This window comes from Roseibium sp. LAB1 (assembly GCF_054658235.1).
On record NZ_BAAGIB010000003.1, the window covers coordinates 389,991 to 410,352 of the forward strand.

Genomic DNA, 20,362 nt, shown 5'->3' on the forward strand with positions numbered 1-20,362 from the left:
TAAATATTGGATACAAATTTGTGAGATTGCAGTCAAGTCTTCGATTGTCTAGGAAAGCAGGATGACCCAGTCGGACAGGCAAATGGCAGAGCGGACGAGCGCTAAACGAACCGGTGACCAGGCAATCCGCGTGGCGGACGCCTTGCGCGAGAAGATCGTTTCAGGCGACCTGAAACCAGGGGAAGCACTGCGCCAGGAAAAGCTGGCGGTGCTGTTCGAAACCAGTCGGATGCCGGTTCGCGATGCATTGCGGCTGCTGGAAGCCGAAGGGCTGGTGCAGATGCCGCCCAACAAGGGAGCAATCGTCGCGCCGCTCGATCCGGACGAATTCAGGGAAGTTTATGAAATGCGGTCGGCGTTGGAGACACTGGCGCTACGCCTTGCCATTCCGGAGCTGACCAACAGCCAGATCGATCGCGCTGCCGCCATTCAGGACAAGGCCGAGGCGTCGGACCTGGGAAATTTCGGAGCCCTGAACAAGGCCTTTCATTTTGCGTTGTACGAACCCTGTGCAAGGCCACGGCTACTGGCACAGATTGCCGCTCTCAACGAAACCGGGGACCGGTATCTTCGGCTTGCGGCAGCGCAGCTCGACTACACCCTAAGGTCTCACCAGGAGCACCGGGAATTACTGGAAGCCTGCCGCCACCGGGACAGCACGAAGGCTTGCGACATCCTGCAGCGTCACATCGAGGCCGCCGGACGCGCGCTGGTCGAGCGCCTGACAGCGAAATTGTCCTTGCCCTGAAGCCGAGCGAAGCATCGATTTATGGCTCGCTCCCGCTGCCGAAGAGAAATGTCTGGTGAAACAGTACCGAATTGAGCCCGCGACCGAAGTGGATGCGGACAGACTCGCCGACATTCGGGTAGACGCGATGCGGCCCAGCCTGGAAGCTGCCGGACGGTTTGATCCTGTCCGGGCGAGGGGTCGTTTCCTGGACAGTTTTTCCGCCGCGGATACGAAGATCGTTTTCGCCGATGAGGCGATAGCCGGTTTCTTCGTCGTTCGCAGATGCACTGACCATTTCTATCTCGATCATCTTTATGTCAGTCCGGTCTTTCAGGGCCGGGGGATCGGTCGCCACATCATTGCCAACCTGAAGGAAGAGGCAGGTGTGGCGGGCCTGCCAATCCGGCTGATTGCCCTGAACGGAAGTCCCGCCAACGCGTTCTACTTGTCCTGCGGGTTCCGGTTCGTCTCGCGGGACACGCTCGACACGGTCTACACGTGGGCTTGCGGAGATTGATTGCCGACACACGGGCGGCTGCCCGGGCCTTGGCTTTTGCAGTGCAACAGGCTATCAATTTGCAATCGTCAGGACCTGGGTGAGATTCCCGGGTGGCTCCTCCGGCCGCCGATCCGCCGGACAACCCGAAAATTCACGTCTGAAAATCCGTAGTGTCGCCGATGCTCCGGTTCGCTGACCTTTGGGCTGTATATGATTTCATACGCAAAATACAAAAATCAATGGACGGGCAATATCCGCGCCGACCTGCTGTCAGGCCTGGTCGTGGCCCTTGCCCTCATTCCCGAGGCCATCGCCTTTTCCATCATCGCAGGGGTCGACCCGAAAATCGGCCTCTATGCCTCCTTTTCCATCGCGGTCATCATTGCGATCACCGGCGGGCGGCCAGGCATGATTTCCGCCGCAACGGCGGCAACAGCGGTGCTGATGGTTACGCTGGTCAAGGACTACGGACTACAATATCTGCTTGCCGCGACGGTTCTGGCCGGTTTGCTGCAGATCGGTGCCGGGCTCCTCAAGCTCGGTTACGTGATGCGCTTCGTGTCTCGCTCCGTGATGACCGGGTTCGTCAATGCTCTCGCCATCCTCATCTTCATGGCGCAATTGCCGGAGCTGGATCCGTCACGTGTGCCGATGCTCACCTACGCGCTGGTCGCGGCGGGACTGGCGATCATCTATCTGTTCCCACGCCTGACAAAAGTCATTCCCTCGCCCCTGGTCACGATCATCGTGCTGACGGCACTGACGCTCTTCTTCGGATGGGACGTGCGCACGGTCGGCGACATGGGCGAACTGCCCAATACGCTGCCGGTGTTCCTCATACCGGACATTCCCCTGACCTTCGAAACCCTGCAGATCATCTTCCCCTATTCGGTTGCCGTTGCGGTGGTCGGCCTTCTGGAAAGCCTGATGACGCAGCAGATTGTCGACGATCTCACGGACACACAGTCGGACCGGAACCAGGAATGCATCGGCCAGGGTATTGCCAACACCGCGACCGGTTTCATCGGCGGCATGGCCGGTTGTGCCATGATCGGCCAGTCGATGATCAACGTGAAATCGGGTGGGCGCGGACGGCTGTCCGCATTCGCAGCCGGTACCTTCCTGTTATTCATGGTGGTGGTGCTGGGAGATCTCGTCGGACGGATTCCGATGGCGGCCCTGGTCTCGATCATGATCATGGTTTCCATCGGTACCTTCTCCTGGAGCTCGATCAAGAACCTCAGGGAGCATCCGCGCTCGTCATCGGTGGTCATGCTGGCGACGGTGTTTTTTGTCGTCTACACCCACAATCTGGCCATCGGCGTTCTTGTCGGTGTGCTGTTGTCAGGCATCTTCTTTGCCTGGAAGATTTCGCAGATTTTCCGCATCAGAACCACGATCAGCCCGGACGGGCGGCACAGGACCTATCTGGTCGAAGGACAATTGTTCTTCGCTTCAACGGAGGACTTCATGAAGGCGTTCGACTTCAAGGAGGCTCCGGAAAAAGTGACGATCGATGTCACCCGGGCCCATATCTGGGACATTTCCTCGGTTGCCGCGCTGGACATGGCAGTCCTGAAATTCCGTCGTGAAGGGGCGGAGGTCGATATTCTCGGCATGAATGAAGCATCGGAAACCATCGTCGACAGGCTTGCAGTTCACGACAAGCCGGGCGCCATGGAAAAACTTCTGGGACATTAGGGAGGCTCACATGTCGACAGGCACTTTGATTGCCTTGGTGGACGGCTCGAAATATTCCGAAAGCGTCTGCCATTACGCCGCCTGGATCGCAAAACGGACGGAAGCCAGGGTCAAGATCTACCACGTGCTGGGGCGCCGCGAAGGCACCGACCGGCAGGACCTGAGCGGAGCCATAGAGCTGGGGGCACGGTCGCACCTGCTGGAAGAGCTGAGCGAACTCGACGCGAAACGGGCAAAGCTGTCCCATGCCAAGGGACGGGCCATTCTGGAAGATGCCCAGGCGATCATCGAGGCAGACGGCGTCTCCGTCGAGACAAGGCTGCGCCAGGGCGATCTTGTGGAAACCGTTCTGGCCAAGGAAGACACCGGCGACCTCATCGTGATCGGCAAGCGCGGTGAGGCGGCGGATTTTGCAAAGCTGCATCTGGGCTCCAACCTGGAACGTGTCGTTCGCTCCTGCCGCAAACCCGTTTTCGTCGCCAACCGCGAGTTCAAGCCGCTATCAAAAGTGCTGATTGCCTTCGACGGTGGCCAGTCCTCGCTGAAGACGGTCGATTTCCTGTCCCGAAGCCCGCTTGTTGCAGGGTTGCCCGTGACACTCGCCTTTGCAGGCGTGGATACCCCGGAGATCCGGAAGGCTCTTGAAAATGCCCGGGACACCCTGGCTGCCGGTGGCTTCGATGCCGGTGTCGTCATTGAAAACGGCAAACCGGAAGCGACGCTTGGCAAGCTGGTGGAAGAGCAACATTACGATCTTGTCGTCATGGGAGCCTATGGCCACTCGCGCATTCGCAGCCTGATCATCGGCTCCACCACGACGGAAATGGTACGAACCTGCAAGGTGCCGATCCTGTTGATGCGCTGATGACTGGCACCTGGCCGGAACCGCGCAGGTCGCGCAGTGTTGGTTCCGGCCGGGCTCTTGTCGTTGGTCAGGAACCAGCGCGCGGGGCCACGGCACCAATGTCCGTCGGGACTTCGGCTGATGGGCTGCGCAGCTTTTCCGCCACGAATTCCCCGAATGCCTGCGTCGCAGTTGAGGGATTGGGGGACGCATAGGCAAGCGTGATGCCGATGCCTGGAAGCGGCGGCAGGCCGGTTTCCAGCACGTGGAGATCTGGTGGCACGGCGGAACGGGTTACGACGCTGATCGCCTGGCCGGAGCGGGCGATGGCCAACAGGCCCGCGAGACCGTTGCTGGCAAAGGCAATGCGATAGGCTTTGCCCGCCTGGTCCATGGCGGTGCGGGCGGCACGGTGGTCCAATGTGCCCGGCGCTGAGAGGGCCAGCGGGACCACGTCCTTTTGCAGGATTTCAGGCTCCGGGCGATTGGCCACCCAGACGAAGCTTTCGGGCCGCAGGATGCGGGAAGAGGGCTCTTCACCGGGAACGGAAATCAAGGCGACATCGATCCGCCTGCGCTGCAGCTGAAGGTGCAATTCCGTTGTCGGAGCACAGACCACCTCGATCTCGACATCGCCATGCCGCGCGCCAAACCCTTTCAGAAGATCGGGAAAGAGGGCTGTCAGATAGTCTTCCGGGCAGCCGAAGCTGATGAGGCCACGCAGGCCTGATCCGGGTAAGGTGGACAGGGCTTCGTCATGCGCGCCCAGGATGCGTTCCGCGTGGGGCAGAAACCGGTCGCCCGCTGCCGTCAGCTCCACGCCGCCACGGGTACGGCGGAGGATCGGCTGACCGACAATCGCCTCCAGCCGGGTCATCTGCATGCTGACGGCTGATTGTGTGCGCCCGACCTGCCGCGCTGCTGTGCTGATCGATCCGCTGCGGGAGACTTCGACGAAACTCCGCAGCAGGGCTATTTCCAGAACGGGCATAAGATATCAATCCAATTGAATTTCATAATCTAAATTATGAATTTTCTTGAAAGCAAGGGCTCTCTTACACTCCACGCAGTCATTTCATCAGCTGTCCGGATCAGGAGACGCACCATGGCAACGGAAGCCGCGAGCAACAGCACGGACCCCGGGTTCTGGTCCGATGTATCGGACCATGTGCTGCGTTATGGGCCAGTCTTCGAACAACGTGTCATCGAACGTGCCGAAGGCAGTTTTGTCTATGACAGTTCAGGCGCGCCGATCCTTGATTTCACCTCCGGGCAAATGAGCTCCATCCTTGGCCATTCCCATCCGGATATCGTGCGAACGGTGCGCGAGCAGATCGGACACCTCGACCACCTGTTTAGCGGCATGCTGTCCCGCCCGGTCGTCGACCTGTCGAAACGGCTCGGTTCACTGGTGCCCGGTCTGGAAAAGGTGCTGCTTTTGTCCACGGGGGCGGAAGCCAACGAAGCGGCTATCCGGCTCGCCAAGCTTGTCACGGGCAAGCATGAGATCGTTGCCTTTACCAAGAGCTGGCACGGCATGACAGGGGCGGCGGCTTCGGCCACCTACAGCCATAATCGGCGGGGATATGGTCCGGTCAATCCGGGGTCTTTCGCGATACCGGCTCCCAATGCCTATCGGCCGCGGTTTACCGATGCCAACGGAAATCTGGACTGGAAGTCAGAGCTGGACGACGCCTTCGCGCTGGTCGACAGCCAGTCCACCGGCAATCTTGCCGCTTTCATCGCAGAACCGATCCTGTCGTCGGGTGGCATCATCGAACTGCCCGAAGGCTATCTCGCGGCACTGCGCGAGAAATGCGACGAGCGCGGCATGCTGTTGATCCTGGACGAAGCCCAGACCGGCATCGGCCGGACTGGACACATGTTTGCGTTCCAGCGCGACGGGGTGACGCCCGACATCCTGACCCTGTCCAAGACCCTGGGTGCCGGATTGCCCCTGTCTGCTGTGCTGACAAGCCGTGCCATCGAGGAGGACGCCCACCGAAAGGGGTTCGTGTTCCTGACCACGCATGTGTCCGACCCGCTGCCAGCCGCCGTCGGACTGACGGTCCTGGATGTCGTTGAGCGGGACGGTCTGACAGGACGCGCCGTTTCCGCGGGTCAACGCTTGCGGGGCGGGCTTGAAAGGCTGAAGCAGCGTTTCGAAAGCGTCGGCGACGTGCGCGGCCGTGGGCTTCTGCTCGGCCTCGAGATCGTGACCGACCGGGCCAGCCGCGAGCCGGATCTTGACATGGCCGACAGGATCGGCGCGGAGGCGATGGTCCGCGGGCTCAGCATGAACATCGTCAAGCTGCCCGCAATGGGCGCGGTCTTCCGGATCGCGCCAGCGCTGACAATCTCGAATGAGGAGATCGATCAGGGGCTGGAAATCATGGCATCGGCAATCGAAGCGGCGCGGGCCTGAAACAGCCGCGCGGGACATGAGGCAGGGCGGGGAGCGCCTGGAGTTTCCCCGCTGCCTTATGTTGCTGCCTGGCGCGGCCGTTATTCCTCGACCCGGCAATGGCGGGGTAAGCTCCGGTTAGTAAAGCGTTTTCCGGTAAGTCTCTTCCAGCGCGGCGTCGAGCTTACGCATCTCGTCATCGTCCGGAGCCCCGGTCGTCTGGTCCAGAATGATCTTGGAAAGCGACGGCATCTCGCTGCGATCCTGCAAATGCTCGGGATTCCAGAGATGCGAGCGCCGGAACGCCTTGGCGCAATGCAGGAAGACCTCGCTCACCTTCACGACAATTGCGAGCTTGGGTGCCCGGTCCTTCACGCTCATGGTTTTCAGAAGGTCCGGGTCGGTTACCACGGTGGCCGTGCCGTTGACGCGCAAGGTCTCGTCATATCCCGGGACCAAGAACAACAGCCCGACATTCGGGTTGGCGACGATATTGGCCAGACTGTCCAGGCGGTTGTTGCCCGGTCTGTCCGGGATGGCAAGCGTTTGCGGGTCGAGAACCTTGACGAAGCCGACAGGATCGCCGCGCGGGCTGACATCTGCCTTTCCTTCCGCGCTCTGGGTGCCGAGGCACAGAAAAGGGGAGCGCCGGATGAAGTCCTGCGCATGCTTGTCCAGCGCGCTCAGGCACTTTTTTGCAGCCAGCGGCGATAGCTCGGAAAACTGGCTTCGGAGTGTCCGTTCATCCGAAATGACGAATTCCGGGTTGATCTTGTAGGTTTCCATAACGCTCCCCTTTTGAAGGTCATTCCTGTGTGACCCGTGTTGTTTCGCGGGCAGGCTTGAACTCTGTTTACCAGGCTTTCAGCCATCCTGGGTCGAAGGTAACATAAAATGAGGTGCGTACATCATTTTTCGAATAACGAAGCATTCGCGATGCTCCGCATGCCTTGCAGCGCGCTTTTCAGGCGACCGTTTGCGATAAGTCCGTTGGAATAAAGGACGCCCTCCGGGGTACCGTGGCCGACAGGTGCAAGATGTGCTATTTATTGAATTCATTGATGAATCCGGGTGAGTTTCCGATGCCCGATCTGATTTTGGATAACCGGTTGGCCGGCTCCCGTTTGTTGAGGCGGGTTCTTGATCGTGACCTTGTGTTGGCCGTGGCGTCGCAGGTCCGGCAGTCGGCGCACCTGCGCGGATGGCTCAGGGAAGACGGACGGGTCCCGGCCCGGATGCGTGGCAGGAGGCTGGCCGCCGACGATCCCGACCACGTGGCGTTTCTTGCCGACGTTCTGTCGTTGCCGGACGTCAATACCCTGCGATCCGACCGCGGCTTACGCGCTGCCGTCGCAAACGCCAGCGGGCAGCTTCTGGAGCCTCTCAGGGCCGACGTCTGCCGGATAACTTTTCCAGGCGAGCCGGACGGCACCCCGGCGCATCAGGACGCCTGGTATTGCAAGGTACCGCGGCTCTGGGTTGCCTGGATCCCGCTGGTTGCCTGCTCCAGACAGCTGGGGACACTGGAGATTGCGGACCGTGAAATGCCGCTTGCCGCGCATGACGACAGCGGATTGGTGGGCGACCTGCGGACAACTTGGTGCCCCGCGTCCTGTGGGCCGGGTGATGTTCTGCTTTTCTCCGGATTGACGCCACACAGAAGCCGACCCAATCGAAGCGCCGACCGGCCACGCCTGTCACTGGACTTTCGCTTCGGTGAGGCCACAACTTGAGGAAAACGGGATGACGGCAGCATGAGCCTTGCGCTCTGGAACCATCCGGTCACCGTGGATCGCTATCGTCACTTTACGGAGCACCATGACCGTTACCGCAAGGCGGCCAGGGCTCTCGTGGAGGCGGCGGGCATTGCGCCGGGGCACAGGGTTCTGGATTTTGCAGCCGGGATAGGCTGCACCGCGCTGGCAAGCCTTGAACAGCTGGGACAGTCCGACGTGGTGACTGCGGTGGAAGCAGCGGAAGCCATGCGCCTTGCAGGAGTGGTCCGCACAAGGGGCCTGCCGGTCACCTGGTACCCTGCAACACCTGACCGGCAGCACTATGACAGGGTCATCTGCGGGGCGGCTATCTGGGCACTGGGACCTGTGGCCGACGTTATTGCAGATCTCGCCGGGAGTGTGGCGCCGGGCGGTGTGCTGGCAGTGTCGTTGCCTGCGGCCTATCTGGGGGAGCCGGACGAGCCAGGTGGGGGCTCCGATCCATGGCTCGGCAGGCTGCCGGAAGTGCTGTCCGAGATGAGATTGGGCAAAGTTCCAACGGAGCAATCGCCGCCCCTGAATGAAACGGTCTTGACGCAGGCATTTGCCGATAGCGGGTTTTCGGTGACCCGGACAACGCTTCGTAATCGCCTGAGCCAGGCAGCCTATTGCGACTGGATGACCCTGCCGCCAGTCAACGACACCCTGCTTGGGCAGCTTCCGCCGGAGGATCGAATTGCCGTTGTCGGCCGTGTTGCGAGCGACCTCGATACAGCCTCCTGGCGGTGGGAAGCCTGGGCGCTTTACACCGGTGTGCGGCAGGAGCTTCGGTCCTTCAGAAGATCATCGGATTGAACTGAGGCGCTGATGCAAGATGACCCGGAACGGCAATGTTTGTGCCATTGATAACAGGTCCAACCGGTACGTAGGGAGGCGCGAAGGAAGGAACCGGACCGAAGCCCAGCACAAGCATGACCTGGGCCGAGGCCAGCCAGGTGGTGGCGCTGAGGGCCAGTCCTCCAGCAACCCGGTTTATGAAGTCCGTCTTGCTGCTCAGGGATGCCGGCAGTGCCTGTTTGATCGTGCTGGCAAGTTCCGAGGGAAGCACGAGTTTGGACGACTTGCTCGAGACACAGGTAATAAGCGGCGCGGGGACATTCGGCATGGGCGGTGCCGCAGGTCCAGGGTAGGCGGCAAAGGCGGGATACCAGGGCAATCCCGGCACAGTGACGGCATTCTGCCAAAGATAGAAACTGTCGGAGAAAGCCTCCGCAATACCGTTGGCCATCTCTCGTGCGGGACCGGACAGGGCCTGGATTTTCGCGTGGCTTCGGATATGTGGTTCAAGTGACATGCCATCGAGGCAGCCGGGTGTTCCAATCGCGCTGACTGACATGATCGTCAGACCTGTGAAATGTGCGGCCGACTTCCAAAGGTCGATAGCGTTCTTTATCGCGGGTTTGATAGCTTCGATCACGGCGGTTTCATCCGCTGCCGTAAACGCGGGCTGGCTGCTGCCACCGCCGCTACCGCCAGCGCCACCGCCACTTGCCAGGCTGCTCATGAGCTCGACCGCCATCCAGCTTTCGGCCTGGGCCGCATCGGCACTGCTCTTTTTGTTCGTCGTGTCCGCCTTGCCGATAGTCTTGGCGATGTCGTCGTTCCAGGCCGGTGCCAAAGGGGAGCCCGGGCTTCCGGCCTTTTTCGCCACCCCGCCTGCCATGGACGCAGCGCCCCCTGCTTTTTCAAATGCGTTGGAAGCCGCGCTTGCCACTTTCGTCGCCATGGATGTGGCGCCACTGCCTTTTTGTGCGGCTTGCTTGGCGATTGATTTCGAGGCAGCTTCGGCAAATTCAGCAGCATGTTTTGAAATTCTGGTTGGGCGCAGGTTTGGCTTCATGATCCAGATCTCCTCGTTTTACGTGTTTTGCTAGCCGCAATTGGCCTGACGGCTTGCCCAGGCTGCATTGTGCCGTGCCTTCCATCCGACGAGGTCGGCAATCAATGCGCGCAAACGTGGCTCATAGGCGAAAAAGTCCTTGTCCAGCGCCGGATCGCTTTCAAGATCATAGCCCCGGTTTTGCTGAGATGACTGCGGGATGCGCCCGGGATCGAGCCACCATCCGGTAAAGCCGTATTCCGCGTGATAGCGGTCGTAGATCTGTGTGCCGGGAAATGGCACCAGAACGCCGAAATTGTTGAAGAAATCAGTGATCGGTGCGAGCCGGTTCATCAAGGCTCGCGTATTGGCGAGTTCTGCTTCGCCTTCGCCGGGAAAGCCGAACATGAAATTCACGATCGTGATCATTCCCGCTGCCTTGGCCGCTTCAACGGAGGCGATAAGCCGGTCTGGCGTCTGGCCTTTCCTGATCGCGCGCAAAATGGTGGCGTCGCCGCTCTCGATGCCGAAATTGATCGCCACGCACCCAGCGTGCCGCATCCTGTCCAGATCGCGCGGCAGCACCATGTTGCCCGGCGTAATGCACGTCCAGGTCACGCCTGCAAGGTCCGGCTCGCTCGCAATGGCGTCACACAGAGCCTCGAGCCTGGAACGGCGTGCGGTGAACGCGTCATCCCAGAACGGCACATGAGAGAGTCCGAAGTAGCGCCGCAACGCCCGCATTTCGGCAACAACATTTTCCGGGCTGCGCCAGCGATAGGTTCGGCCGGTGACATAATTGGCGCAAAAGGTGCACCTGGCCGGACAGCCCCGACTGCTGACGATTCCTCCAGCCACAGTGCCGTCGCCCGTCGATCCGGCAGCCAGATGCGGATAAGGCAAAGCATCGAGGTCTTCGATGGCATGGTAGGGCGGGCCGTGACCTTTCGGGGTGTAAAGGCCTGGTATCGAGGAAAAGTCACCGCCTGACTGCAGGCATTCGGCAACAGCAACAATTGCATGCTCGCCTTCGCCGGCCAGTGACAGATCGAAGCCGTGGGCAAGTGGTTCCTCGGGCAGGACCGTTGGATGCGGTCCGCCGGCAATCAGCAGCGCACCGGTTCCGGACAGAACTTCAGCCAACCGGTAACCGGCCAGGGCGTTGTAGGTAAAAAGCGTCATGCCGACGAGATCCGGTTGAAACAGGCGCGCTTCTTCCGCCAGACATGTTCGCGCCTCGGCGTCGCTGCAGTTCGCAAGATCGAGGCATCGCACTATGTGACCCGCCGACAGCAAGGCGGCCGCAACATACTGCTGCCCGAGATAGGGCGAATTCATGGGTTGCGGCAACGGAGGCAGGGCCAGAAGGGCGCGAACCACGTCGGGGATCTCCAGATTTCAGGTTGGGCGTTGGATGCCCAACCTGTATTTGGCGACGCTGCCTTACGTTAAGTCAAGTGCTTTGCCCATCACGGTCGCGCCGGGAGATTTTGCGCTTGCCGTTGCTAGTCCAGCGTGACCGCTTCGATCCGGCCTTCCAGCATGTGCGGCAGGTAGAGAATTCCGTCCCGGGTGGAGATATCGGCAAGCCCGGCCGGTTCGCTCATGATCTCGGTTGTCGTGCCATCTGTCCCGATTTCGAAGACCTTGCCGTTGATCCAGTCGTTAAGGACGAGTTTGCCGTTCAGCCGCGCGATGCCGTCGATATTGCCGACATCCGGTGCCACGACGCTGATGGATTTTGTCACCGGATCGATCGAAAGCAGGTTGCCGGGGGCTTCGGTGGTGAAGTCGTTTTTGAGGCCCTTGCCCCAGGCTCCGACCAGCAGGCGGCCGTCATCCCAGTAAAGACCGTTTGGGTGGTTGAGTTCCGGGTTCTCCAGCCATTTTTCGAACCTGCCGTCCGCATAGCGCCAGATCGTGTTCGTCATCATGTCGGAGACGAAGATCTCGCTGCCGTTGGTGGTCACGTCATTCAGAAAGACCGAGCCTTCGGCAGGAAGGGACTGCAGCAATTCGCCGGTGCCGGCATCGACAATGCGCAGGCTGGTGAGATCGGCCGCAAAGACCTTGCCATCCATCAGTGCCAGTCCTTTGGGCGCGTCCATGCCGGTCGCCCAATTGGCATCGATGAGCTGCCCGCCGGTGGTTAGCAGCGCCAGATGGCCGTTGCCGTCAACCGCATTCGGAGCGCCTCCCATGACGCTGACGATGAGCCGATCAGTCGCAGGATCATAAGCAACCGACTCCGGCATATCGAAACCGTCTGTCGACCAGAGCGAACCGGCTGAAGATGGCAGCGAGGAAAGGCCGAGCAGAAGCGCTGCGGCGAGGGGTTTTATGGTCTGCATGGGATGTCCTTTCGTGCAGTTGAACTGGAACGTTCCTGCAGAAGGCGAACTTTTCTTGCAATTGACGATGTTCTGGTATCAAAAAACGATACCAGATGTGTTGATTTCGGGATCAGGATCATGCGCGGAGATACTTTCAAGATATTACAGGGCGTCCTGAAGGCGCGCGGCATGACCTATGCGGATCTCGCGAAGCGGATGGAAATATCGGAGCCGACGGTCAAAAGGATCTTCGCCGGGCATGACTGCAAGCTGAGCCGATTGCTGGAAATCTGCCAGATTCTGGATGTTCCGCTGGCTGACGTGCTGCATCGGGCCGAGCGCAATTCGGAAGAGGCAAGCGTGCTGCCGGTGGCGACGGAAGCCCGGCTCGCCGCGGATCCGTCACTGTTCTATCTCTTCATACTGCTGCGTGAACCGATCCCTCAGCAGGAAATCGAACGCCGTTTCGATCTTTCGGGGGAGGATATGTTCCGGCTGGGCCGGGCGCTGGAAGCGTTGGGGCTGGCTGAAGTGCATCCGGGCAACCGCATCAAGATCACACGCAAGGAGCCGTTCAGGTTCCGGCCAGACGGACCGCTGATCCCGCTTCTGAAGGAAATCAACATGCGTTTTCTGGGCCAGGTGATTGCCAATCCGGGCGGCAACCAGTCGCTGTTCTTCACGCTCTCCCGCCGCATGCTGCCAGACACGGGTGCTTTCATCCTGCGCGAGATCGAGACGCTGAAGGAGACCATCGCCGAGCTGGCCCGTCAGGATCAGCTGGTTTCGCGCGAGGAAGATCTGACCACCTTCAAGCTGACGGGTGCCTTCGCACCCGTTTCCTTTCCGGACATTCTGACGATCGATACGAGCCGGTAACCGGGGTCAGGACCAGAATTTCGAAGTTTCCCGGGTCGCTTCCCAATACCCCTTGGCGTGTTTCCACATGGCCTGGCACTGGGCCTCGTGCCAACCGATGACAAACCCAATGGCCTGGTTGGTCGCAATGGCGTTTTCGCCGCTGACCTTGCATTTCACCGGCAATTGCTCGGACATGGCGACATCGTTGAGATAGCCGAAAATGTCCTGCAGCTTCTTCATCCGTTTCAGGAAGGGCTTCACCGTGTCTTTCGGATAAAGGCAACCGAAGAATTCGATGCCGTAGCGCATCTTCTTCATGGCCTTGCGCATTTCGTGGCGCTCCGGAATGGTGAGCTCTTCCAGGCGCTTGCCGTATTTCAGCACCTTCTTCCACTGTTTGGAGAGTGCCTCGTTAGCGTGGGTCTCGACAGGCTGGGCAAGGAGCTGCGTCTGGCCGAAGTTTTCCGGATCCAGCCAACCGCGTCCTTCCGTGTAGGCGGTAAGATCCAGCAGGAAGCGGTTGACCTCTTCCGATTTCAGGTGATCCGTCAGCGTCGTGCGGGTGTTCTGGTCCCGGGACGCGCTGAGGTTTTCCAAAAGGGCGTCGAAGGACAAGGTTGCCGGGGCTTTGGCGACCAGCGGCGTCACGATCTCATCCACCAGAACATCGAGATCGCGTAGGGAGCCAGCTTCAGTGGCAATGATCTTCGCCATCTGGTCAAGCGGCGCCATGGTCACCGGGTTCAGGATCGGCCGGAACAGGCGGAACGCACTGCGCAGTCGGCGCAGGCCCACCCGGAGCTGGTGCGGGCCTTCGGGTTCCTCCGACGACAGAACGGCGAGCCGGTTCTCGGAAATCTGCGTCAGGCAGGAGCGCATCACATCGCGGAAGGCGTGCTCGGTGGTGATGCCGCTCGAAAAGGCGATGTCTTCCGCGAAATAAGGAGCCCGTTCCGCCGGCGCGGTGCCTTCGGCAAAACGATAGCCGCGTTCGGCCTTGCTATAGGGTGAAAAGCGGAAGGGAATGTCTTTCAAAAGAGCCTTGGCGGCCTCGAAAAGGGCAAGGCTCGGGCCGGACTTCAGCTCCATTTCCAGCTCGGTCAGCGGCTGGCTGCCGTTGCCGGCCAGAATATTGCCGCTGTCGAAGGCGAGTTCGATGAAGGTGCCGTCGCTGTCGCGTGTCAGGTTGCGTACAGTGCGTTTCATCACCGTTTCAAAGCATTCCGACAGGGGAGCGTTGCCGATGATTTCCAGCAGGCGGTCGTGAACGGACGGGTCCTCGATGACGGAAAAATCGAGCGCACGGCCCTTGACCGGATGTTCGGCTTCCACTGGCGAGGACAGCCCGCCCATGACGCCGGTGCCGAGTTTGACTGTCTGAACCCAGCTGTTGCCGGATTTACGCACACGCAGGGAAACCTTCGCCTTGCGCAGCGCCTGGTCCGGCGTGTCGAAATAGATTGACTGCAGCGTCTTGTTCACCGCTCGGCTGGCGGTAAATCCGTCGATGGATCCGGCCCGTTTCAAAGCGTCCTGGGCGCTCGTTTCCAGCTCGAGCTTGAGCTCGATTTCACGTCCTGATTTGCTCATGCAGAATTACTAGCCAAGCGGTTTCTGCTTGTCCAGAAAAAGCGCACAATTTGCGCTTTTGTTCGCTGGCTAACAAACTTAACGGAACGGCAGCCAGCAGGCAGCTGCCGTCGCAAGCCTGGCTCTGGCGCGCGGATCTTTCAGCTTACCCGAAAAGCTTTTGGCCGACGCCCTTCAGTCGTTCCAGGATGCGGGACTGATAATGCAGATACCAGGGAACCGGCTTCTGGTTGAAGGCGAGCTTTCGGATATAGGTTGGAACTTCCCAAACGGCGGAAGTGCCTGCCGGGAAGAACAGGGTGACCCCGGGTTTGCCTTCATAGACGTGACCGGTGTCGTCCGTGATCCGGACTTCGCCTTCCAGGAACATCACCGACTCGTCCCAGCCATAATGCCAGCGGAACTTGCCCGCCGTGCACGACCAGTGGCAGGCGTCACCCCAACCGAACTTGTGTCTGGCCAGAACGGCGCACATGGCTTTGGGGTCGCCTTCAAGCACCCATTCGGGCCGGATCGGTGCCGGCGTCAACTGCGACTTGTCGACGAAGGACTGCGTGAAAACCATGCCGTGTTGAGCGGCGGCGTCCACTGTCGAGGTATTTGCCCGTTTCGTCTCTTGAAGGGGGCCAGCCAGTGTCATCCGTATCTCCCAAACTTGTCTGGCCGACGTTTTGCCGGATCAGCGGTTGCAAACCGCTTAAATATGGGCCGGAACTCACTCTTTGAGAGTGTGTGGCAGGGTAATTTGCGACCCAGGGTTAAGTTAGGGTAAAGGAAGCTCTTCAAATTCGATGAAGTGCGCGGTTGGCTAAAGTCGGCGTGGGACAAGAAACACGGCAAAGCAACGCAGCGCTGGAACCGCTTGCATCGGACAAGGCCCCATGATAGGCACCCATTCCGATACCTGTAGCCCCCCTGGCGGAACTGGTAGACGCGCCGGATTCAAAATCCGGTTCCTTCGGGAGTGCCGGTTCGATTCCGGCGGGGGGCACCATTTCCAGCGGATTGAATTGCTGCAGGAATGCGCCGGAGTGGTTCGAGGTTCGCCTCCCACCCGCACAGGTAACCAGCTACTTGAACGTCACCGTGTCGAAGGCTAGCGAAGCGCTGGTCTGGTAGATGTCTTCCACTTTCTTGATTTGTCCCTGGCGCGGATGGCCGACCGCGATGCCGACGATGCCCCGTTGAGTCCCGGGTTTAGCCAGGGCGACAATCCGCACGAGCAGCTGATCCCCGTCCTTGTTGATGAAGTTACCGACGATTTCGGCGGCAGGCAGGTCGCCGATCGTGATCTTGCGGCGGACATTCAGCCGGGTGTCGTCTGTGGTGCCAAGTTGTTTCAAGAGCTCGATGGCAACATAATCGCCTACATCGAGGCGTTTCTGAGGATCGTCGGTCTTGATCGTGTAGGTGACGATCTGCAGGGACGAATAGATCTGTTTCTTTTCGTCGTCGGTCGCGAAGTAGATCTTGATCGGGCCGCCGCCGGCGGGTTTCGCCTGGGCAAGAATTTGTTGTGCCTTTCGGCGGGGCGCAGCGAGGCTGAACGGGACGGGAACCTCGACATCGTGTTTGGCGGCGAAGTCCGCATCCACCGTATAGGTCGTCGACAGCCTTACGCCTTCAGCTTCAAAGGGTGTCAGCTTGACCGTTCCTTCCAGCTCGACCTGCTGGGCAGATGCCCCGACAGGTGCTGCCACCGCAAAGGCCAGTGCCAATGCTGAAAACCATTTGGCGGTTCCTTTCATGTCTCCCTCCCGGCGTCGCACAAGAATTGGCAAGGCATCCATGCTACCAGATGCCGAAGAAAACGCCGCCTTCTGTCTCAAGGCATGTTTCGGGAGGCAGGATGGCACCGGCTGCAAGTGCGTGGGGCGGCACTGGTCCACGCCCTTCGACAGCGCGACATCATGCTGCTTGCCGGCTGTGCATTTCCCTAGGTGACTTTTCACACCGCAGCGGCTAAGGGAAGCGCCATGATCAGACGCCTTTACGACTGGACCCTGTCCCTCGCCGCCGGACCGCGTGCGCCTGCCGCGCTCGGTACCGTATCCTTTGTCGAAAGCTCGGTGTTTCCGATCCCGCCGGACCTCCTGTTGATCCCGATGGTGATCGCACGGCGCGAGAAAGCCTGGTGGTACGCGCTGCTGTGCACGCTGACATCGGTTGCCGGTGGTATCCTGGGGTATATGATCGGCCTGTTCCTGTTCGAGCAGGTGGCGGTGCCCATCCTGACTTTCTACGGCAAGATGGGGTTCGTCGACGAGTTCAAGAACATCTATCATCAGTATGGCTGGTGGTTCGTGTTCATCGCGGGGCTGACACCGTTCCCTTACAAGGTCATCACCATCGCCTCCGGGGCGCTGGGGCTCAGCCTGCCGGTGTTCATTGCCGCAAGCATCGTTTCGCGGGGGATCCGCTTCTTCGTCGTGTCCGGATTGCTGTATCTGTTCGGCCCGCCGATCCGCGATTTCATCGAAAAGCGGCTTGGTCTCATGTTCACCATATTTGTGGTGCTGCTGGTCGGCGGATTTGTTCTGCTTAGGTATATCTGACAATAAGAGGGTAAGATGACAGCCGACCGGATTTCGCGCAATCTGACGGTGCTTTTGCTGCTGGGCGGTCTGGCGGCAATCGCGACGGCCTGGGGCTTTCAGCTGATCGGGGGGTATGTGCCCTGCAAGCTGTGCCTCGAGCAGCGCATTCCCTATTATGTCGGCCTTCCACTGGCCCTGCTGGCGCTCTTCCTGATGCAGGCGAAGCGGACCGGATTGGCGCTGGCCCTTCTTCTCGTCGTTGCCGCCGTGTTCGCCTATGGCTCCGGCCTCGGCGTCTATCAGTCCGGCGCTGAATGGCAATTCTGGGACGGCCCGAGTGATTGTGGCGGCGGCACCTCGACGCCAACGTCTGCCGCCAACATGCTGCAGGCTCTCAAGTCGACACGTGTTGTCAGTTGTACCGAGGCAAGCTGGCGGATGTTCGGCCTGTCCTTCGCAGGCTGGAACGCGGTTGCTTCCGGCGGGCTCGCCCTTCTGGCACTTTTGGCCGCTTTCGGGTTGAAACGCAAAGGCAACGCGGCCAGTGTAAGTGCATGAACCAAACCGAGCATCCCAAAGAGAAACTCCGCAAGGAAGCGCTCCAAACACTCGACAGGGTGAATGCCGAGAGCGAGACCGTTGCCGGCTCGACCTTTGTGCGCATGGCCGACCGGGCAAAGGATCATCTGAGCGCCGCCGACAAGGATGAAGACGACCGCATAGAGGTATGGGGCAGTCGGATCGGCCGTGGTCTCGGGGTTGTGTTCGCCATTGGACTGGCGATCTACCTTCTTGTCACCTACGTACTGCCCAACACCTGAATGAACAGATCCGTCAAAGGAAGCGATATGGCATCCGTCCGGCCGGTCAGCCACAGCAGCTGGACCGAACGCAAAGCACCTGACCTGCAAGACTTCGAGGCGATGGCGAGCGAGATACTCTCCGGGCTTCCGGACGATCTTCTGCTGCGCTGCGGTCATCTGCAGATCAGCCTGGCCGACTATGCGCCCGACGACGTTCTGGATGAGCTTCGCATCGACGATCCGCACGATTTGCTGGGCCTGTTCGAAGGCCAGGGGCTGAGCGAGGGCGCGGAGAGCGTACTCACCGGGCAGATGCCCAACCGAATCTGGCTCTTTCGCCGGCCGATCCTGGATTACTGGGCGGCCATGGACGAGACCCTGGGTGATGTGGTCGCCCACGTGCTGATCCATGAGATCGGACACCATTTCGGCTTGTCCGATCATGACATGGAGCGCATAGAGGCTGCAGCCGACCGCTAGTTCGGACCCCATCATGAAAAAGGCCTCCCGCGTTTTCTAAACACGGGAGGCCTTTTTGATTTCGTCTGGTCGGAAAACGCTTATTCAGCGGCTTCCTTCTGGGCGCGGGCGATCGATTCCAGGATCAGCCGCTTGGCAGCTTCCACGCCTTCAACACCGGTGATCTTCACCCATTTGCCCGGTTCCAGATCCTTGTAGTGTTCAAAGAAATGCTTCACCTGGGCGACGGTGATGTCCGGAAGGTCGGTAACGTCGTTGACGTTGTCGTAGCGCTTGCTCAGCTTGTGGGACGGAACCGCGAGGATCTTTTCGTCCTGGCCGGATTCGTCTTCCATCAGCAGAACGCCGATCGGGCGGCAGCTCATGATGGCGCCGGGAACGATCGGGCGCTGGTTGACCACGATCACATCGATCGGATCGCCGTCGCCGCAGAGCGTGTGCGGGACGAAGCCGTAGTTGCCCGGATACCGCATCGGGGTGTACAGGAAGCGGTCGACGTACATCGCACCCGCGTCTTTATCCATCTCGTATTTGATCGGCTCGCCACCAACGGAGACCTCGATAATGACGTTGATGTCTTCCGGCGGGTTCTTGCCAATCGGCACAGCGTCGATACGCATTTAGGAAACTCCTGTTATTCGTTGCTGCGTCTATCGCAATCCCACCGAAGAAGTTCAAGCCCTTTATTTTTGCATTGCACCTAATTGATTAACATGCCTCAATTCCGGCGGCAGGCTCTGGAGGAGATAGATTTATGAAACAGTTCACACTTTCGCTTTTGATGCTTGCCCTTTTCGTGCCTGGAGGAGTGCTTGTGGCTCCGCAGACTGCCAGTGCGGCGTCGATCGACAGTGCCTATACCAAGATCCTTCTGGACAGCTGCCCGTTGATCGAAGCCGGCGACGAGGAAGAAGGTACCTTCGGCGGAGCCTGGCAGTGTGCAGGTTACAAGGACACAGGCGTTTATGTTGCCGAGGGCGACCTGCGCATGTTCGTTTCCTTCGGGCCTTTCGCCGCTGACGAGCCTGCCGCCACCCAGACCCTGCCAAATTTCAACTCGGTCAATGAAACGCTGGAATGGCGTCTCAAGGGCGGTGTTCCGTTCGCGACCATCCTGCGCTGGTTTCCGAGCCTCGATGAGGGGGCCAAGACCGGCAGCGTGCTGATCGTGACCCAGCTGCTGCCCGGTGGCGGTACCTGTCAGATTGCCCGGATCGATGCCCAGGCAAACAAGAACGCCAACGAGCTGGCGCGCCAGGCGGCCGATACGATGGCCGGTTCCTTCGACTGTTCGCAGCCGCCCCGGATCATCGGAAACCCGGGTATCCTCTACTGATCACGCGCCGGGTGGTTCATGTGATGATCTGCGGCCAGGCGTAGATGCTGAGTTCCAGTCTGCGGCCGCCGATACGGTACCAGGATTTCGCGGCAAGTTTGCCGCCGACGGCCTTGTAGAATGCGCGTGCGGGCTCGTTGGCGCTCAACACCTGCACCGCGACACCTGGCATGCTCTTCGCCGACAGCGTTTCCCGCACATTCTGGAACAGGGCCCGGCCGAAGCCGAGGCCCTGATATTCCGGTTTCAGATAGAGCTCGTAGATTTCGCCATCCATGCCGGTATTGCGCAGCCTGCAGGGCCCGTAGGTGGCGTAGCCGGCGGGAACGTCGGCGATGCTGAGGATCTTGATGTCGACGCCGCGGGCAAGGGCGCCGCGCCACCAGCCACTGCCCCGGCGCGAGATCATCTTCTGCAGGTCGACACCATGCAAAACGCCCCGGTAAGCGCCCAGCCAGGCCTCGCTGTGGATGCCGGCTAGCGCCTCACAATCCGCGGTCCGGGCCGCGCGCAAATCGATCAGGTCGGTTGTCATGCTTCTAGAAAGATACAACAAGCATTCCGACGGAAAAGAGGCAATCGAACGGTTGCGGTGCCAATTTTCCCGATTTCATCGCGCTCGACATCCGGGAGTTGACCCGCCAGGCGGG

At 60.1% G+C, this 20,362-nt stretch carries 23 protein-coding genes, 1 tRNA gene and 1 other annotated feature; of the genes, 14 read left to right on the plus strand and 10 right to left on the minus strand.

The window, feature by feature from the left end:
* The first annotated feature begins 61 nt into the window (after positions 1-61).
* The 4 genes from ACYQ54_RS19790 (at position 62) to ACYQ54_RS19805 (ending at position 3,795) form a co-directional block, all read left to right on the plus strand.
* Positions 62-748: a GntR family transcriptional regulator gene (locus ACYQ54_RS19790; RefSeq protein ID WP_460085649.1), complete on the plus strand. Its 687-nt coding sequence runs from the start codon at positions 62-64 to the stop codon at positions 746-748.
* Positions 749-803: 55 nt separating this feature from the next.
* Positions 804-1,247, plus strand: a complete 444-nt coding sequence (locus tag ACYQ54_RS19795) for a GNAT family N-acetyltransferase (protein ID WP_460085650.1) — start codon at positions 804-806, stop codon at positions 1,245-1,247.
* A 68-nt stretch (positions 1,248-1,315) separates the two neighbouring features.
* Positions 1,316-1,373: a sequence feature (sul1 is cis-regulatory element that is thought to sense ions involved in sulfur or methionine metabolism; They are found in Alphaproteobacteria), on the plus strand.
* A gap of 66 nt (positions 1,374-1,439) precedes the next feature.
* Positions 1,440-2,930, plus strand: a complete 1,491-nt coding sequence (locus tag ACYQ54_RS19800; protein ID WP_460085651.1) for a SulP family inorganic anion transporter — start codon at positions 1,440-1,442, stop codon at positions 2,928-2,930.
* Positions 2,931-2,940: 10 nt separating this feature from the next.
* The gene (locus ACYQ54_RS19805; RefSeq protein ID WP_460085653.1) at positions 2,941-3,795 is read left to right on the plus strand and encodes a universal stress protein; all 855 of its coding nucleotides are present in this window, start codon (positions 2,941-2,943) and stop codon (positions 3,793-3,795) included.
* A gap of 67 nt (positions 3,796-3,862) precedes the next feature.
* On the opposite strand, the gene ACYQ54_RS19810 is transcribed toward ACYQ54_RS19805, so the two are convergent.
* The gene (locus ACYQ54_RS19810; protein ID WP_460085654.1) at positions 3,863-4,765 is read right to left on the minus strand and encodes a LysR family transcriptional regulator; all 903 of its coding nucleotides are present in this window, start codon (positions 4,763-4,765) and stop codon (positions 3,863-3,865) included.
* 114 nt (positions 4,766-4,879) lie between these two features.
* Here ACYQ54_RS19810 and ACYQ54_RS19815 point away from each other — a divergent pair, with 114 nt between their 5' ends.
* On the plus strand, positions 4,880-6,199 hold the full coding sequence (locus ACYQ54_RS19815; protein ID WP_460085655.1) for an aspartate aminotransferase family protein: 1,320 nt from the start codon (positions 4,880-4,882) through the stop codon (positions 6,197-6,199).
* A gap of 117 nt (positions 6,200-6,316) precedes the next feature.
* On the opposite strand, the gene ACYQ54_RS19820 is transcribed toward ACYQ54_RS19815, so the two are convergent.
* Positions 6,317-6,964 (minus strand): pyridoxamine 5'-phosphate oxidase family protein, encoded by a 648-nt coding sequence (locus tag ACYQ54_RS19820; RefSeq protein WP_460085657.1) that lies wholly within the window; start codon positions 6,962-6,964, stop codon positions 6,317-6,319.
* 296 nt (positions 6,965-7,260) lie between these two features.
* On the opposite strand from ACYQ54_RS19820, the gene ACYQ54_RS19825 reads away from it, so the two are divergent.
* Positions 7,261-7,911, plus strand: a complete 651-nt coding sequence (locus ACYQ54_RS19825) for a phytanoyl-CoA dioxygenase family protein (RefSeq protein WP_460085658.1) — start codon at positions 7,261-7,263, stop codon at positions 7,909-7,911.
* A 21-nt stretch (positions 7,912-7,932) separates the two neighbouring features.
* On the plus strand, positions 7,933-8,748 hold the full coding sequence (locus ACYQ54_RS19830; protein WP_460085659.1) for a class I SAM-dependent methyltransferase: 816 nt from the start codon (positions 7,933-7,935) through the stop codon (positions 8,746-8,748).
* On the opposite strand, the gene ACYQ54_RS19835 is transcribed toward ACYQ54_RS19830, so the two are convergent.
* The 3 genes from ACYQ54_RS19835 to ACYQ54_RS19845 form a co-directional block, all read right to left on the minus strand.
* Positions 8,729-9,793: a hypothetical protein gene (locus ACYQ54_RS19835; RefSeq protein WP_460085661.1), complete on the minus strand. Its 1,065-nt coding sequence runs from the start codon at positions 9,791-9,793 to the stop codon at positions 8,729-8,731. The two genes, ACYQ54_RS19830 and ACYQ54_RS19835, sit on opposite strands and share 20 nt — an antisense overlap.
* 30 nt (positions 9,794-9,823) lie before the next feature.
* The gene (locus tag ACYQ54_RS19840) at positions 9,824-11,152 is read right to left on the minus strand and encodes a B12-binding domain-containing radical SAM protein (protein ID WP_460085662.1); all 1,329 of its coding nucleotides are present in this window, start codon (positions 11,150-11,152) and stop codon (positions 9,824-9,826) included.
* 125 nt (positions 11,153-11,277) lie between these two features.
* Entirely contained in the window at positions 11,278-12,123 is an 846-nt protein-coding gene (locus ACYQ54_RS19845) for an SMP-30/gluconolactonase/LRE family protein (protein WP_460085664.1), read from the minus strand.
* A 120-nt stretch (positions 12,124-12,243) separates the two neighbouring features.
* On the opposite strand from ACYQ54_RS19845, the gene ACYQ54_RS19850 reads away from it, so the two are divergent.
* Positions 12,244-12,984 carry a helix-turn-helix domain-containing protein gene (locus tag ACYQ54_RS19850; RefSeq protein ID WP_460085665.1) on the plus strand — a complete coding sequence of 247 codons (741 nt, stop codon included), beginning with the start codon at positions 12,244-12,246 and terminating at the stop codon, positions 12,982-12,984.
* Positions 12,985-12,990: 6 nt separating this feature from the next.
* Here the strand turns inward: ACYQ54_RS19850 and ACYQ54_RS19855 are convergent, their stop codons facing one another.
* Both ACYQ54_RS19855 and ACYQ54_RS19860 read right to left on the minus strand, forming a co-directional pair.
* Positions 12,991-14,556: a CYTH and CHAD domain-containing protein gene (locus ACYQ54_RS19855; RefSeq protein WP_460085667.1), complete on the minus strand. Its 1,566-nt coding sequence runs from the start codon at positions 14,554-14,556 to the stop codon at positions 12,991-12,993.
* 145 nt (positions 14,557-14,701) lie between these two features.
* On the minus strand, positions 14,702-15,196 hold the full coding sequence (locus ACYQ54_RS19860) for a cupin domain-containing protein (protein WP_460085668.1): 495 nt from the start codon (positions 15,194-15,196) through the stop codon (positions 14,702-14,704).
* Between the two features lie 269 nt (positions 15,197-15,465).
* Between ACYQ54_RS19860 and ACYQ54_RS19865 the strand changes: the two genes are divergently transcribed.
* A tRNA-Leu gene (locus ACYQ54_RS19865) sits at positions 15,466-15,550 on the plus strand.
* Positions 15,551-15,626: 76 nt separating this feature from the next.
* Here ACYQ54_RS19865 and ACYQ54_RS19870 read toward each other — a convergent pair.
* Positions 15,627-16,304, minus strand: a complete 678-nt coding sequence (locus tag ACYQ54_RS19870) for a hypothetical protein (protein WP_460085670.1) — start codon at positions 16,302-16,304, stop codon at positions 15,627-15,629.
* Between the two features lie 228 nt (positions 16,305-16,532).
* Here ACYQ54_RS19870 and ACYQ54_RS19875 point away from each other — a divergent pair, with 228 nt between their 5' ends.
* The 4 genes from ACYQ54_RS19875 to ACYQ54_RS19890 are packed head-to-tail and all read left to right on the plus strand — an operon-like array spanning position 16,533 to position 18,376.
* Complete coding sequence (locus tag ACYQ54_RS19875; RefSeq protein WP_460085672.1) at positions 16,533-17,111, plus strand: YqaA family protein; 579 nt, start codon at positions 16,533-16,535, stop codon at positions 17,109-17,111.
* A 15-nt stretch (positions 17,112-17,126) separates the two neighbouring features.
* Positions 17,127-17,651, plus strand: coding sequence for a disulfide bond formation protein B (locus ACYQ54_RS19880; RefSeq protein ID WP_460085674.1), 525 nt, complete (start codon positions 17,127-17,129; stop codon positions 17,649-17,651).
* Positions 17,648-17,914: a hypothetical protein gene (locus ACYQ54_RS19885; RefSeq protein ID WP_460085676.1), complete on the plus strand. Its 267-nt coding sequence runs from the start codon at positions 17,648-17,650 to the stop codon at positions 17,912-17,914. The genes ACYQ54_RS19880 and ACYQ54_RS19885 overlap by 4 nt, the downstream gene beginning before the upstream one ends.
* 27 nt (positions 17,915-17,941) lie before the next feature.
* Positions 17,942-18,376 (plus strand): metallopeptidase family protein, encoded by a 435-nt coding sequence (locus ACYQ54_RS19890; protein WP_460085677.1) that lies wholly within the window; start codon positions 17,942-17,944, stop codon positions 18,374-18,376.
* An 80-nt stretch (positions 18,377-18,456) separates the two neighbouring features.
* Here ACYQ54_RS19890 and ppa read toward each other — a convergent pair whose 3' ends face one another.
* Positions 18,457-18,996 (minus strand): inorganic diphosphatase, encoded by a 540-nt coding sequence (gene ppa, locus ACYQ54_RS19895; protein ID WP_460085679.1) that lies wholly within the window; start codon positions 18,994-18,996, stop codon positions 18,457-18,459.
* 134 nt (positions 18,997-19,130) lie between these two features.
* Between ppa and ACYQ54_RS19900 the strand changes: the two genes are divergently transcribed.
* Positions 19,131-19,712 carry a hypothetical protein gene (locus ACYQ54_RS19900; RefSeq protein WP_460085681.1) on the plus strand — a complete coding sequence of 194 codons (582 nt, stop codon included), beginning with the start codon at positions 19,131-19,133 and terminating at the stop codon, positions 19,710-19,712.
* A gap of 16 nt (positions 19,713-19,728) precedes the next feature.
* On the opposite strand, the gene ACYQ54_RS19905 is transcribed toward ACYQ54_RS19900, so the two are convergent.
* A complete protein-coding gene (locus ACYQ54_RS19905; protein ID WP_460085682.1) occupies positions 19,729-20,247 on the minus strand; it encodes an N-acetyltransferase family protein in 519 nt (172 codons plus the stop codon).
* Between the last annotated feature and the right edge of the window lie 115 nt (positions 20,248-20,362).